The 13004-nt window shown below is 66.9% G+C and carries 12 protein-coding genes; 5 read left to right on the top strand and 7 right to left on the bottom strand.

Translation table 11 applies throughout. The features are described 5' to 3' along the window. Positions 1-154 precede the first annotated feature (154 nt). Both B0I00_RS16950 and B0I00_RS00445 read left to right on the top strand, forming a co-directional pair. Positions 155-583, top strand: a complete 429-nt coding sequence (locus tag B0I00_RS16950; RefSeq protein WP_157812440.1) for an META domain-containing protein — start codon at positions 155-157, stop codon at positions 581-583. Between the two features lie 41 nt (positions 584-624). After that, the gene (locus B0I00_RS00445; RefSeq protein WP_100865415.1) at positions 625-1167 is read left to right on the top strand and encodes a pseudouridine synthase; all 543 of its coding nucleotides are present in this window, start codon (positions 625-627) and stop codon (positions 1165-1167) included. Here the strand turns inward: B0I00_RS00445 and B0I00_RS00440 are convergent. The 7 genes from B0I00_RS00440 to B0I00_RS00410 are packed head-to-tail and all read right to left on the bottom strand — an operon-like array spanning position 1164 to position 9206. Beyond that, the gene (locus tag B0I00_RS00440; RefSeq protein WP_100865414.1) at positions 1164-2432 is read right to left on the bottom strand and encodes a class I SAM-dependent RNA methyltransferase; all 1269 of its coding nucleotides are present in this window, start codon (positions 2430-2432) and stop codon (positions 1164-1166) included. The two genes, B0I00_RS00445 and B0I00_RS00440, sit on opposite strands and share 4 nt — an antisense overlap. Beyond that, complete coding sequence (locus B0I00_RS00435) at positions 2399-3799, bottom strand: NAD(P)H-hydrate dehydratase (protein ID WP_100865413.1); 1401 nt, start codon at positions 3797-3799, stop codon at positions 2399-2401. Before B0I00_RS00435 ends, B0I00_RS00440 begins: the two co-directional genes overlap by 34 nt. Next, positions 3783-4088 (bottom strand): hypothetical protein, encoded by a 306-nt coding sequence (locus tag B0I00_RS00430; protein WP_232730053.1) that lies wholly within the window; start codon positions 4086-4088, stop codon positions 3783-3785. Before B0I00_RS00430 ends, B0I00_RS00435 begins: the two co-directional genes overlap by 17 nt. Positions 4089-4123: 35 nt before the next feature. Continuing rightward, positions 4124-5977 (bottom strand): dihydroxy-acid dehydratase, encoded by a 1854-nt coding sequence (gene ilvD, locus B0I00_RS00425; protein ID WP_100865411.1) that lies wholly within the window; start codon positions 5975-5977, stop codon positions 4124-4126. Positions 5978-6024: 47 nt separating this feature from the next. Continuing rightward, positions 6025-6750, bottom strand: coding sequence for an N-formylglutamate amidohydrolase (locus B0I00_RS00420; protein ID WP_100865410.1), 726 nt, complete (start codon positions 6748-6750; stop codon positions 6025-6027). Next, positions 6747-7544 carry a 4-(cytidine 5'-diphospho)-2-C-methyl-D-erythritol kinase gene (locus B0I00_RS00415; protein ID WP_100865409.1) on the bottom strand — a complete coding sequence of 266 codons (798 nt, stop codon included), beginning with the start codon at positions 7542-7544 and terminating at the stop codon, positions 6747-6749. Before B0I00_RS00415 ends, B0I00_RS00420 begins: the two co-directional genes overlap by 4 nt. 12 nt (positions 7545-7556) lie before the next feature. Further along, complete coding sequence (locus B0I00_RS00410) at positions 7557-9206, bottom strand: electron transfer flavoprotein-ubiquinone oxidoreductase (RefSeq protein WP_100865408.1); 1650 nt, start codon at positions 9204-9206, stop codon at positions 7557-7559. An 85-nt stretch (positions 9207-9291) separates the two neighbouring features. On the opposite strand from B0I00_RS00410, the gene B0I00_RS00405 reads away from it, so the two are divergent. From B0I00_RS00405 to B0I00_RS00395, 3 genes are read left to right on the top strand one after another with little or no spacing between them, the layout of a single operon-like run. Then, positions 9292-10080 carry a uracil-DNA glycosylase family protein gene (locus B0I00_RS00405; RefSeq protein WP_232730052.1) on the top strand — a complete coding sequence of 263 codons (789 nt, stop codon included), beginning with the start codon at positions 9292-9294 and terminating at the stop codon, positions 10078-10080. A gap of 41 nt (positions 10081-10121) precedes the next feature. Further along, entirely contained in the window at positions 10122-11867 is a 1746-nt protein-coding gene (locus B0I00_RS00400; protein WP_232730051.1) for a lytic transglycosylase domain-containing protein, read from the top strand. A 38-nt stretch (positions 11868-11905) separates the two neighbouring features. Continuing rightward, positions 11906-12988 (top strand): PA0069 family radical SAM protein, encoded by a 1083-nt coding sequence (locus B0I00_RS00395; RefSeq protein ID WP_100865407.1) that lies wholly within the window; start codon positions 11906-11908, stop codon positions 12986-12988. The last annotated feature ends 16 nt before the right edge of the window (positions 12989-13004 follow it).

Here is a 13004-nt window from a genome sequence, read left to right as displayed (position 1 = left end):
CTGTCACCTGCATTGGTCACGCCAAGGCCCGTGCGAGCCAACTCTTCAACGAATTTCGTCACGTAGCGCGGCGTCCATGCGCGCGGAACATCTCTAACCCAACCGACTTCTTCAGAATGCACACCAGAATGCAAATTGGGACGGATAGGTTCGCATGAAGATTATTGCACTTGCCGCAAGCATTGCCACCTTCGCCATCGCACTTGGCGGCTGCTCAACCATTCCGCCAACACAAACGTCGTGGCTCGCTGGCACGCGTTGGGCAATCACGGACGTTAATGGCGTCGACACCTCGGCACGGTCCGACTTCGCGGTGAATTTTTCTGAGACGCGCTTCGAAGCGCGTTTCGGCTGCCGACGGGCCTCAGGCCGGTATTCCCTCCGTTCAGCTTCCAACGGCGCTCCAGAGCCGATTTTTCAGGGTTCGGACGCGATCATTTCCGGCCAGGCTTGCACGGGTAGTTTTGCTGAAACGGTTGGACCGGAGATCTTGAGCAACGCCGGGCTCAGTCTCCACCGCTTGGCCGATGGCCGGGTGGTGATGTTGGAACCACCGACAGGGATTGCCCTTCGCCCCCTCTGATCGCCATTGCAGATGAGGCGTCTCCCACGTACGCGTCCTTCGTGCCCCGCCTCATCCTGTTCAATAAACCGTGTGGCGTGCTGTGCCAGTTCAGCGCGGACGGATCGGACAAGCCGACGCTAGCAGGGTTCGTCCAAGTGCCTTCGGTCTACCCCGCCGGGCGGCTCGATACCGACAGCGAGGGGTTGCTGCTGCTGACCGACGATGGGCGCTTGCAAGCGCGGATTGCCGATCCGAGGTTCAAGCTCACGAAGACCTATCTGGTTCAGGTCGAGGGCGATCCGGATGAAGCGGCTCTCACCGCCCTTCGCAGGGGCGTGGCTCTCAAGGACGGCGTTACCCGGCCTGCCGAAGCAGAACTGATCCCCGCTCCCGACCTCTGGCCCCGCGATCCGCCGGTGCGCTTTCGCAAGACGGTGCCGGACAGTTGGGTCCGCCTGACCATCCGCGAAGGGAAGAACCGGCAGGTCCGGCGCATGACAGCGGCGGTCGGGCACCCGACGCTGCGGTTGGTTCGCTGGCAGATCGGGGAATGGAAACTGGACGGCCTCGCGCCCGGCGAATGGCGCGAACTAGAGGTCTAGCGAATGAACAGGCTCGCCAGTTCGACGTGGGTCGACCAGCGGAATTGCCCTACGGGGCGCAGCTCGGCCAGACGGTATCCCGCATCGATCAGCAAGGCGGCGTCGCGCGCCCAGCTTGAAGGGTTGCAGCTGATATAGACGACGCGCGGCACGGTGCTGTCGGCGATCCGCTCGATCTGGTCGCGCGCGCCGGCACGGGGCGGGTCGATCACCACCCCGGCAAAGAGGTTCAGTTCGTCGGGCATCAAGGGGTTCCGGAACAGGTCGCGGTGCAGCGTGTGGACGGGGACCTGCGCGCGGGCCGCTGCGGCCTTGCAGGCAAGGCTCGCGCTTCGCGCGGCTTCAACCGCCAGAACCTTGGTCTGCGGACCCGCCAGCGCGAAGGCGAAAGTGCCCAGCCCGGCAAAGAGATCTGCCACGGTAGCGCAGCCGGAGAGCCATTCGCGTGCGGCATCGACCAGCGCCGCCTCGCCGTCGCGGGTCGCCTGAAGAAACGATCCCGGCGGGAATGGCACGGCAACGCTGCCAAGGGTGACGGTTGCCGGTTCCGGCTCCCACACCGTCTCGCTGCCATATCCCTGGTCCAGCGTCAGCCGCGCCAGGCCCTGGTCACGCGCAAAGTCGAGCAGTGCTTCGGTCGCTGAGAGCCCTTCGGCCGACACGCCCTTGATGCCGAGATCAAGTCCCTGGTCGGCGCAGGTTATCTCGATGTCGGCAGCCAGCTTGGCGTGGCTGTGCTTGCCCTTTCCCGCGCCCTTGCCCGAGCCAAGCGCGATCAGCAGCTTGCGCAAGGGGCCGAGGATGGCGACAATCGCTGGGTCCAGCACCCAGCATTCGCTGATCTCGACCAAGCGGTGCGATTTCGCTTCGCGATACCCTATCACGACCCGTCCTTGGCTGCTTTCGGCGCGGAGCGAGGCGCGGCGGCGGCTGTGCGGGGGCGAGAGGTGCGGCGGCGCGATCGCTTCCGCGCCCAGTTCCTGCGATGCAGAGGCATTGCCGACCCGCGCGGAGACGAAGTTCGCAAGGCTCTCCTCATCGAGCTGCTGCAACTGGCAACCGCCGCAGCGCCCGAAGTGCTTGCAGGGCGGCGTAACGTGGTGCGGGCCCCATTCCAGCGTCCCGTCGGGCCGAAGCCGGTCGCCCGGCGCGGCGCCCCAGGCAAACCGGCCCGAAGCCGTGACGCCGTCGCCCTTGGCGGCGATGCGGATGATTTCTTCTGGCTCTTCGCTCACAGGCAGGCCGCGTAGGCGGCTTGCACGCATTCGGCAAGCTGCCCGGCGGCAAAGGCCTTGCCGGCCAGCCGCGCTGCCTCGCCGTGGAGCCAAACGCCCTGGCAAGCTGCCTCGAACGGTTCGGTCCCGACTGCAAGGCGGCTGGCAACGATCCCGGACAGCACGTCGCCGGTCCCCGCAGTCGAAAGCCAGGGCGTGGCAGGCGGCGCAAAAGCCAGCCGGCCGTCCGGAGCGGCGATCACGGTGTCCGGCCCTTTGGCGATGACGACAGCACGCAACACGGTGGCCAGCTCCAGCGCACGCTCGGGCTTGCTGCCGGTGCCAATAAGGCCGAAAGCCTGCTCCAAGGCCTTGGCCTCGCCCTCGTGCGGGGTCACGATCAGTGGCGCCGTTCGCTCGGCGACGAGGCGCGGCGTCAGTAGCATCAGCGCGTCGGCATCGACAACGGCGGGCCGCGCGATCGCGAGGGACAGGGCCAGGCGTTCGACGGCTGCCGCTTGCCGCCCCAGTCCCGGACCCACCAGCACGGCAGACAGCCGCTTGTCCGAAAGGGCATCGGACAGCGGCGCCGGATCGACGACGAGATCCGCAGGCGCGCCGGCAGCCTGATCCGACAGCATCCTGATGTACCCAGCCCCGGCGTGCTGCGCCGCCTGGGCCGCAAGCAGGGCCGCGCCGGGCATGCCACCGCCGACCACGCCAAGGAGGCCGCGTGTGTACTTGTGGGCGCCGGCGCCGGGGGCAGCTAAAACCGGGCGCGAAAGGCGCCTGGCCCGGGCGTCCGACGCTTCAACCCCGATACCGACCAGCCGCAGCGCACCCATCTTCGCCGCCGCCGGCATCAGGAAGTGCGCCGGCTTCCACGCGCCCAGCGCAACGGTCAGGTCGTTTCGCGGCAGACCGTCGTTGAGCTCCTTGCCCGTGTCGCTATCGATCCCGCTAGGCAGGTCGATCGCCACCCTCAGCGCGTGCGCGGAGGCCAAGCGTTGCAGCAGGGCGAGATGTCCCTCTTCGAGCGGACGCGTCAGACCCGTGCCGAACAGGCAATCGACTAGCACATCGCCGTGCCGGTCGTCGCCCGGGTCCCGCACCTCGCCCGTATAGGCCGTGCGTGCGTTGCGCGCCGCATCGGTGGCTGGGGGTGCCGCTGCCACGACGGCAACATCACCGCCGCGCGCGCGAATTGCCCCGGCGATGACATAGCCGTCGCCGCCGTTGTTGCCGGGCCCGCACAGCACGGTCACCGGTCGGCCGGCGGTCATCCGCCAGACATAGTCGGCCGCCCCCTGCCCGGCCCGTCGCATCAGCTCGTCGACACTGGTGCCTGCCGCGATCAGGGCCTTTTCGGCGGCCCGCATCGCGCCTGCGGTCAGGACGGGGTCAGCGCGCCGCGGCATTGCCCGCAACCGGAATGACATAGCGATCGGTACCGACGATCACTTCGTAGCGGTCGCCTTTCAAGGCCGACCGCGCCTCGTCCGCCCCATCGAGCGGTTCGATCGACTGGCCACCGGCGGCGATCGCAAGCCGGCGGAAACCGCCATCCGGATGGTGCACGACAACCCCCGATCGTCCCCCGATCATGACCCGTTCGGCCCGGCAATCGGGTGTGAACTCGCTCGCCCCGGCAAGCGCGCAGGTGATCGGCTCGCCAACCGGCGCTTCATCGGCCTGGCCGCAGGCCACGAGGGCAAGGAGCGGAAGCGCGCAGGCAGCGCCCCTCAACGCTTCTTCTCGGCCAGTTGCGACAGGTCGCGCACCGCGCCGCGCGCGGCGCTGGTGGTCATCGCGGCATAGGCCTGGAGCGCAACCGAAACCTTGCGCGGACGCGGCTTGGCAGGCTGCCACCCGGCTTCGTCCTGCGCGGCGCGGCGGGTGGCGAGTTCGGCATCCGATACGTCGAGATGGATGGTGCGGTTCGGGATATCGATCTCGATCCGGTCGCCCGGCTGGACCAAACCGATTTCGCCGCCCTCGGCAGCTTCGGGGGAAACGTGGCCGATCGACAGGCCCGAGGTGCCGCCCGAGAACCGCCCGTCGGTCAGCAGCGCGCAGGCAGCGCCCATGCCCTTCGATTTGAGGTAGCTGGTGGGATAGAGCATTTCCTGCATGCCCGGCCCGCCCTTGGGCCCTTCGTAGCGGATCACCACCACGTCGCCCTTTTCGACCTGCCCGGTGAGGATGCCGGCTACCGCAGCGTCCTGGCTTTCGAACACCTTGGCCGGGCCGGCGAATTTCAGGATACTATCGTCCACCCCGGCGGTCTTCACGATGCAGCCGTCGCGGGCAATGTTGCCATAGAGAACGGCAAGCCCGCCGTCCTTGCTGAACGCGTGTTCGGCGCTGCGGATCACGCCGCTTTCGCGGTCGGCGTCAAGATCGTCCCAGCGGCGCGACTGGCTGAACGCGGTCTGGGTCGGCACCCCGCCCGGTGCGGCCTTGAAGAAGGTCTGCACGGCCGGATCGTTGGTCCGCTTGATGTCCCACTGGTTGAGCGCATCGCCGAGGGTGCGACTATGGACGGTCGGCAGGTGGGTGTGGAGCAGCCCGGCCCGGTCCAGTTCGCCCAGGATCGCCATGATCCCGCCGGCGCGGTGGACGTCTTCCATGTGGACGTCCTGCTTGGCCGGGGCGACCTTGGACAGGCACGGCACCTTGCGGCTCAGCCGGTCGATATCGGCCATGGTGAAATCGACGCCTGCTTCCTGCGCGGCGGCGAGCAGGTGCAGCACGGTATTGGTCGATCCTCCCATCGCGATGTCGAGGCTCATCGCGTTCTCGAAGGCTTCGAAGCTGGCGATGGCGCGCGGCAGGACGCTCTCGTCCTCGTCGATGTAATAGCGCTGGCACAGTTCAACCGCGATTCGGCCGGCCTTGAGAAACAGCTCCTTGCGATCGGAGTGCGTGGCGAGCTGCGATCCGTTGCCGGGCAGCGACAGGCCCAGCGCCTCGGTCAGGCAATTCATCGAATTGGCGGTGAACATTCCCGAACACGATCCGCAGGTCGGGCAGGCGGATCGCTCGATCGTCTGCACTTCCTCGTCGGTGTACTTCTCGTCGGCGGCGGCAACCATGGCATCGACGAGGTCGAGCGCGACTTCCTTGCCGCGCAGCACCACCTTGCCCGCTTCCATCGGCCCGCCCGAGACGAACACGACCGGGATGTTGATCCGCATCGCCGCCATAAGCATGCCAGGCGTGATCTTGTCGCAGTTGGAAATGCACACCATTGCATCGGCGCAGTGGGCGTTGACCATGTATTCGACCGAGTCGGCGATCAGGTCGCGCGAGGGGAGCGAATAGAGCATCCCGTCGTGGCCCATGGCGATCCCGTCATCGACCGCGATGGTGTTGAATTCCTTGGCCACGCCGCCCGCCGCCTCGATCTCGCGCGCGACCATCTGGCCAAGGTCCTTCAGGTGCACGTGCCCCGGCACGAACTGGGTGAAGCTGTTGACCACGGCAATGATCGGCTTGCCGAAGTCGCTGTCCTTCATCCCCGTCGCCCGCCACAGCCCGCGCGCGCCGGCCATGTTGCGGCCATGGGTCGAAGTGCGGGAACGATAGGCGGGCATGAGACAGAATCTTTCGCGAATGTGGCTTCGCTTCGCGCCCTAGACCCTTATTCCCCCAGCTTCAACGCCACTTCGTTGCACAGCCTTGCGAGGCGCTCGGCCCATTCGGCCTGACCCGCTGCGTGGCCGATCTGGTCCTGCCGGATCTCGATGCCGAGATAGGGGCGGCCGTCCGCTTCGGCATGGCGGTTCATCGTGTAGTTGAGCAGCTTGCCCGAATAGGGCTGCTGGTCCCCCACGATCAGCGCTTCGGCGGCAAGCAGGGGAATGGCGATCCGGGCGGCGCGGTCATCCTCGTTGTAGAGTACGCCGACCTGCCAGGGCCTGGCCTCGTCGCCGGTGGCGAGGCGCGGGGTGAAACTGTGGAGCGAGAGGATCAGCGCGGGCGGCGCGTCGTCCAGCACCTGCGCCAGCGCGTCGTGATAGGGCATGTGGAAGCGCTCCAGCCGCGCTTCATGCCCGGCGTGGTCGAGCGCGTTGCCGGGGATGGCGTGGCCATCGCTGGCAATGGGAATGACGGCGGGGGCGTGCGGCTCGCGGTTGACGTCGCAGACCAGCCGGCTGACGCCGCACTGGAACGCGGCGATGCCCGGACGCTGCGCCATGGTCCGCCCGATCGCGCCGACACCGATGTCGATCGCCATGTGCTGTTCTAGCAGCGCCGGATCGATGCCGAGATCGATGTCGGCCGGTACGCGGTTGCTGGCGTGGTCCGACACCACCAGTATCCCGCCGAAGCGCGGCGCGCCGTGCAGCTGCCAGGCCTCGCTCATCGCAAGGCTCCCGTCATCGTCCACCAGCCGGGCGGCATCGCCGCCTGCGCGGCATCGCGCGCACTGGCGCTTTCGTACAGGGCGAAGCAGGTCGCGCCGGAGCCGGACATGCGCGCGAGCCACGGGCGCGTTGCTGCCAGGGCTGCAAGCACTTCGCCCACGGCGGGGCAGAGGCCAATCGCCGGGGCTTCAAGATCGTTGCGCCCGCCCAGCGCGATGGCGCTTACCGGTCCGCCGGGCATCGGCCCGCGATCCACGCCGTCCCAGCCCGCGAACACCGGCCCGGTGCTGAGCGGCACCCGCGGGTTTACCAGCAGCACCGGCATTCCGGCGATGTCGCTATCCACTTCGGCCAGGTCGGTGCCGATACCCCGCCCGACCGCCGTGACCGAACGGACGCAGGCCGGCACATCGGCGCCGAGCTTCGCCGCACGGGCATGCCAATCGTCCGGCAGGACGCCTTCGCGCTCGACCAGCCGGAACACCGCGCCCGCATCGGCCGATCCCCCGCCAAGCCCCGCTGCTACCGGCAGGTTCTTTTCCAGCGTCACGGCCCAGCCCTGGGATCGCGGCAGCGCGTTGAGCGCCTGCATAACGATATTGCTAAACGGATCAGCCAGTTGCCCGCCAAACTCGCCAAGCGTCCTCAAGCTGTCGCGCTCGGCCGATGCGACACTCAGCCGGTCGCCCGCATCGACGAATGCGAACAGCGTCTCCAGCTCGTGATACCCATCCTCGCGCCGCCGGCGGACATGCAGCGCAAGGTTGATCTTGGCATAGGCAGTTTCGATCACCGGATCGGCAGGTCACATGTTCGGATAGTTCGGCCCGCCGCCGCCTTCGGGCGTGACCCAGGTGATGTTCTGGTTGGGATCCTTGATGTCGCAGGTCTTGCAGTGGACGCAGTTCTGCGAATTGATCTGGTAACGCGGTTCGCCTTCCTCGACGCCCAGCCATTCGTAAACGCCGGCGGGGCAATAGCGGGTCGAGGGCCCGGCGAAGACGCCGAGTTCGCTGACCTTCTGCAGTTCCAGATCCTTGACCTGCAGGTGGACCGGCTGGTCTTCGGCATGGTTGGTGAAGCTTTGCGCGACGCTCGACAGGCGATCGAAGGTGATGACGCCGTCGGGCTTGGGATAGGCGATCGGCTGGTAGAGATCGGCGCGCTGCAGCATCTCGTAATCGCGGTGGTGCTTCATCGGCTTCCACAGCCCGAAACCGAACAGGGTGCGCAGCCACATGTCGGCGCCGGCCAGGATCGTGCCGAGGTCGCCGCCCCATTTTGCCACCATCGGTTCGGCGTTCTGGACGAGCTTCAGTTCCTTGGCGATCCAGCTGCTGCGCACCGAGGCATCGTATTCGGCCATGGCGTCATGTTCGCGGCCCGCGGCAATGGCGGCAGCGGCGGCCTCGGCGGCCAGCATTCCGCTTTTCATCGCGGTGTGGCTGCCCTTGATCCGCGGCACGTTGACGAAGCCGGCCGAGCAGCCGATCAGCGCGCCGCCCGGGAAGTCGAGCTTGGGCACCGACTGCCAGCCGCCCTCGTTGATCGCGCGCGCGCCGTAAGAGACGCGGCGGCCGCCTTCGAGGATGGCGCGGATTTCCGGGTGCTGCTTCCAGCGCTGGAATTCCTCGAATGGGTAGACCCACGGATTCTTGTAATCGAGCGCGGTGACGAAGCCCAAAGCAACTTGGTTGTTGGCCTGGTGATAGAGGAATCCGCCGCCCCAGCTGTCGCTTTCCGACAGCGGCCAGCCCTGGGTGTGGATCACGCGGCCGGGCACGTGCTTGTCGGAATCGATGTCCCACAGTTCCTTGATGCCGATGCCGTAAACCTGCGGTTCGCAGTTGGCCTCAAGATCGTACTTGGCCTTGAGCTGCTTGGTCAGGTGGCCGCGCGCGCCTTCGGCGAAGAAGGTGTACTTGGCGTGCAGTTCCATGCCGGGCATGTAATCGCCCTTGTGGCTGCCGTCCTTGGCCACGCCCATGTCCTGCGTGGCGACGCCCTTGACCGAGCCGTCCTCGTTGTAGAGCACTTCGCTGGCTGGAAAGCCGGGAAAGATCTCGACGCCAAGGTTTTCGGCCTGGCCGGCCAGCCAGCGGCACAGGTTGCCAAGGCTGCCGGTGTAGTTGCCGTCATTCGACAGGAACGGCGGCATCGGCCAGTGCGGGATCGAGAACTTGCCCTTGCGGCTCAGCACCCAATGCCAGTTGTCCGTCACCGGCGTTTCCGCCATTGGGCAGCCTTGGTCGCGCCAGTCGGGCAGCAATTCGTCCAGCGCCTTGGGATCGATCACCGCGCCCGACAGGATGTGGGCACCCACTTCGCTGCCCTTTTCCAGCACGCAGACCGAAAGGTCGGCGTTGACCTGCTTCAACCGGATCGCCGCGGCGAGGCCGGCCGGACCGCCCCCGACAATCACGACGTCATAGGGCATCGATTCACGTTCGCTCATGGCCAGTCCAGGTCCCCGCTGCTTTGCGTCATTTTTTGCGTCCCATGCCTTGATTGCAGCGCCGCGGCAGGTCAAGACCCTGATCGTGCATCCGGCCTCACAAAACAGCAACAGTTCGAACCTTCCAGCAGGCGCGATTGCCGCCGCGCTCGACTGGTGGCGGCTCGCCGGGGTCGATTGCCACTTTGCCGATGAGGCTACGGCATGGTTGGCGGAACCTGAGGCCGCGGTGCCCGAGCCCGTGGCGCCGGCCGCCATCGCACCAAGGGCCGCCGCGTCGCAGGCGCCGCCCCGCGCGCGCTTCGGCGGCGCCAGTGAAAACTGGCCGCAGAGCCTCGACGCCTTTGCCGCATGGTGGCTGGGCGAGCCGACTCTCGACGACGGGCGCGTCGAAGGCCGTGTCGCGCCGCGCGGACCGGCCGGGGCAAAGCTGATGGTGCTGGTCGACCAGCCCGAGCCGGAGGATGCCGAATTGCTGCTTTCGGGGCCGCAGGGCGGGCTGCTGCAAGGAGTACTGCGCGCGCTGGGTCTGCGCGACGACCACGTCTACCTTGCCAGCGCCCTTCCGCGTTCGATGCCAATGCCCGACTGGGCGATGCTGGCGGCCGATGGGCTAGGATCGATCGTTGCGCATCACGTAGCCCTCGCGTCACCGCAGCGAATTCTTGTGCTGGGAGGCAACGTTTCATCGCTTCTTGGCCACGATCCGGCGAAAAGAGACGGATTTTTACCGTTTTCGGGTCATGACAATCGCAGGATTCCGGCGCTCGTCGCACCGGGGCTTGCCGCCCTTGCGACACGGGCCCGGGGCAAGGCCCGCCTGTGGCAGACCTTGCTCGACTGGACCGGCGCCGACTGGATGGGGACGAACTGATTTTGATCGCTGTTGCCAAGGCTCGTTGTGCCGCATTCGGAGTGGCCGCCTGCGCCCTGATTGCGCCGCTCGCCGCGCAGGCGAACAGCGCCGCAGTCGACTACTTTCGCAACCGGGCCAGCAACACCGCGGTCCCTTCGCTTCTCAGCCAGGACGAACGCGCCTATTACCGCGATCTCTTCGCCGCGATCGATCGTGCGGACTGGGCCCGCGTCCAGGCGATGTTCTCCGAACGCGCCGACGGTCCGCTGCACCAGGTCGCCCGCGCCGAATATTTTCTCGCCGCCAATTCCCCGAAGATCGAAGGCGGTGAATTGAGCGCCTGGCTGGCCCAGGGCACCGCCCTGCCCCAGGCCGAGCAGATCGCCAGCCTTGCCGCCAAGCGCGGAGTGACCGCCGTGCCTTCGCTGCCCGGCACGACCTCGCTGGTGCAGATGCCCAACCGAGCCAAGCGCATCCGGCCGCGCGATACCAGTGACGGCACCATGCCCGCCGCCGTGTCGAACGCTATCCTGGGCGCGATCAAGGCGGACAACCCGGCCGGGGCCAAGGCCCTGCTCGACGGGATAGATACCCAGCTTTCCGCCTATGCCCGGGCCGAATGGCGCGCCAAGATCGCCTGGTCCTATTATATCGAAAACGATGACCTGTCGGCCTATGCGCTCGCGCAGTCCGCAAACGACGGCGCCGGTCCGTGGGTGGCCGAGGGCTGGTGGACGGCCGGGCTCGCCGCCTGGAGGCTCGATGATTGCCAGGGCGCGGCCGATGCCTTTGCCCGGACCACGTCGTTCAGCGACAACAGCGAGCTGACCGCCGCCGCGCTCTACTGGCAAAGCCGCGCGCTGGTCCGCTGCCGCAAGCCCGAGCTGGCCGGCGCGCCTTTGCAGCGCGCGGCAAAACTCGACGAAACGCTTTACGGCATGATGGCCGCCGAACAGCTTGGCCTTACCCTGCCCAGGACGCACGAAGCGCCCGATTTCAGTGCCGCGGACTGGCAGAAGATGCGCGACGTGGACAATGTGCGCGTCGCGGTCGAACTGGCCGAGATCGGCAAGGACGGCCTCGCCGACGAGGTGCTTCGCCACCAGGCGCGGATCGGCGGCGCAGGACAGTACCAACCCCTGTCGCGTCTGGCGCGCGATCTTGGCCTGCCTTCGACCCAGTTGTGGATGGCCTACAACGCACCACAGGGCGGCAAGGCCGAGCCAGCCGCGCGCTTCCCCACGCCGAAGTGGACCCCTGTTGGCGGCTGGAAAGTCGATCCGGCGCTGGTCTATGCCCACGCCTTGCAGGAATCGGTGTTCCGCACTGGCGCGATCAGCCCGACCGGGGCACGCGGCCTGATGCAGATCATGCCAGCCGCGGCCAAGGACCATTCGGCCGACCTCGGTTACACCGGCTCGCCCAGCGATCTCAACAGGCCCGACGTGAACCTCGCCTTCGGGCAGCGTCACCTCGACATGCTGCGCAATTCGGCAGGGACACAGGGCCTGCTGCCCAAGGTCATGGCCGCATACAACGCCGGTCTGACCCCGATCACGCGCTGGCAATACGAGATCAAGGACAAGGGCGATCCGCTGTTGTGGATCGAAAGCGTGCCCTATTGGGAAACGCGCGGTTATGTGAACATCGTGATGCGCAATTACTGGATGTACGAGCGGCAGGCCGGCGGACCGTCAGAAAGCCGGCTGGCGCTGGCACAGGGCCTGTGGCCGACCTTCCCCGGGCTGACCGGATCGCAGGCGGTGCGCATCGGCGCCAACGGAGCGATCCAACGGTCGCGCTGACGCTTCCAACAGTTCTCATTTTGTTCTAGTTTGGCGGGATGGCGAGTCCACCCTCTCCCGTACATGGCCGCGGCGCGCAGTCGGACGCCGTGCCGCAGCGCTTCGGCCTTGCCGCGCGCGAGCTTGATGGCGACTGGCTCGACGCGCGCGAGGATATCGATGGCCCCGGCCCGAAGCTGCGTACAACGGTGGTCGAGGAGAAGCCCAAAACCATCGTCAGCTTCAACCAATCGCCCGATATTCCGTTCGACCGCTCGATCAACGCCTATCGGGGCTGCGAGCATGGGTGCATCTACTGCTTCGCCCGGCCGACACATGCCTATCACGACCTGTCGCCGGGGCTGGATTTCGAGACCAAGCTGTTCGCCAAGCCCGATGCGGCAAGGATTCTGCGCGAAACGCTGACCAAGCCCAACTACCGGCCCGCGCCGATCGCGATGGGCACCAATACCGATCCCTACCAGCCGATCGAGGGACGCTACCGGATCACGCGGCAGATCCTAGAAGTGGCGCTTGAGACGCGGCACCCGGTGACTATCACAACCAAGAGCGCGCGGGTGACGCGCGACATGGATCTGCTGCGCGAGCTGGCCCGGCTCGACCTGGTGGCGGTGGGCGTATCGGTGACCAGCCTCGATCCGCGGCTGTCCGGTCTGCTCGAACCCCGTGCATCCTCGCCTGCCAAGCGGCTCGAGGCGCTGGGCAGCCTGGTCGCGGCAGGGATCCCGGCTCACGTCTCGATCGCGCCGGTCATCCCGTCGATCACCGACGCGTTCATTGAAGGAATCCTGCAGGAGGCCGCAGCTCGAGGAGTCACGTCGGCCAGCTGGATCATGTTGCGCCTGCCGCACGAGGTAGCGCCGCTGTTCCGCGAATGGCTTGAAGTCCACTTCCCCGAACGGGCCGGCAAGGTGATGAACATCGTTCAGTCGGTCCGCAACGGACGCGACAACGATCCCTCCTTCTTCAGCCGGATGAAACCGCAAGGCGTCTGGGCCGAAGTGTTCCGCACGCGCTTCCGCCTCGCCACCAGGCGGCTCGGCATGAACACGGTGAGCCTGAAGCTCGACAGCAGCCATTTCGTCCGACCCAGCCCCGGCGGGCAGCTTTCGCTGCTCTGACGAAGGCTGCCTGTCG

Source organism: Novosphingobium kunmingense, assembly GCF_002813245.1.
Lineage (GTDB): Bacteria > Pseudomonadota > Alphaproteobacteria > Sphingomonadales > Sphingomonadaceae > Novosphingobium > Novosphingobium kunmingense.
Note: the sequence above shows the minus strand (reverse complement) of the source record. Positions and strands in the feature narration are given on the sequence as shown.

Coding starts and splice junctions, on each gene's coding strand:
- B0I00_RS16950 (WP_157812440.1), top strand. CDS start 155: ATGAAGATTATTGCACTTGCCGCAAGCATTGCCACCTTCGCCATCGCA.
- B0I00_RS00440 (WP_100865414.1), bottom strand. CDS start 2,432: ATGCGTGCAAGCCGCCTACGCGGCCTGCCTGTGAGCGAAGAGCCAGAA.
- B0I00_RS00435 (WP_100865413.1), bottom strand. CDS start 3,799: ATGCCGCGGCGCGCTGACCCCGTCCTGACCGCAGGCGCGATGCGGGCC.
- ilvD (WP_100865411.1), bottom strand. CDS start 5,977: ATGCCCGCCTATCGTTCCCGCACTTCGACCCATGGCCGCAACATGGCC.
- B0I00_RS00420 (WP_100865410.1), bottom strand. CDS start 6,750: ATGAGCGAGGCCTGGCAGCTGCACGGCGCGCCGCGCTTCGGCGGGATA.
- B0I00_RS00410 (WP_100865408.1), bottom strand. CDS start 9,206: ATGAGCGAACGTGAATCGATGCCCTATGACGTCGTGATTGTCGGGGGC.
- B0I00_RS00395 (WP_100865407.1), top strand. CDS start 11,906: ATGGCGAGTCCACCCTCTCCCGTACATGGCCGCGGCGCGCAGTCGGAC.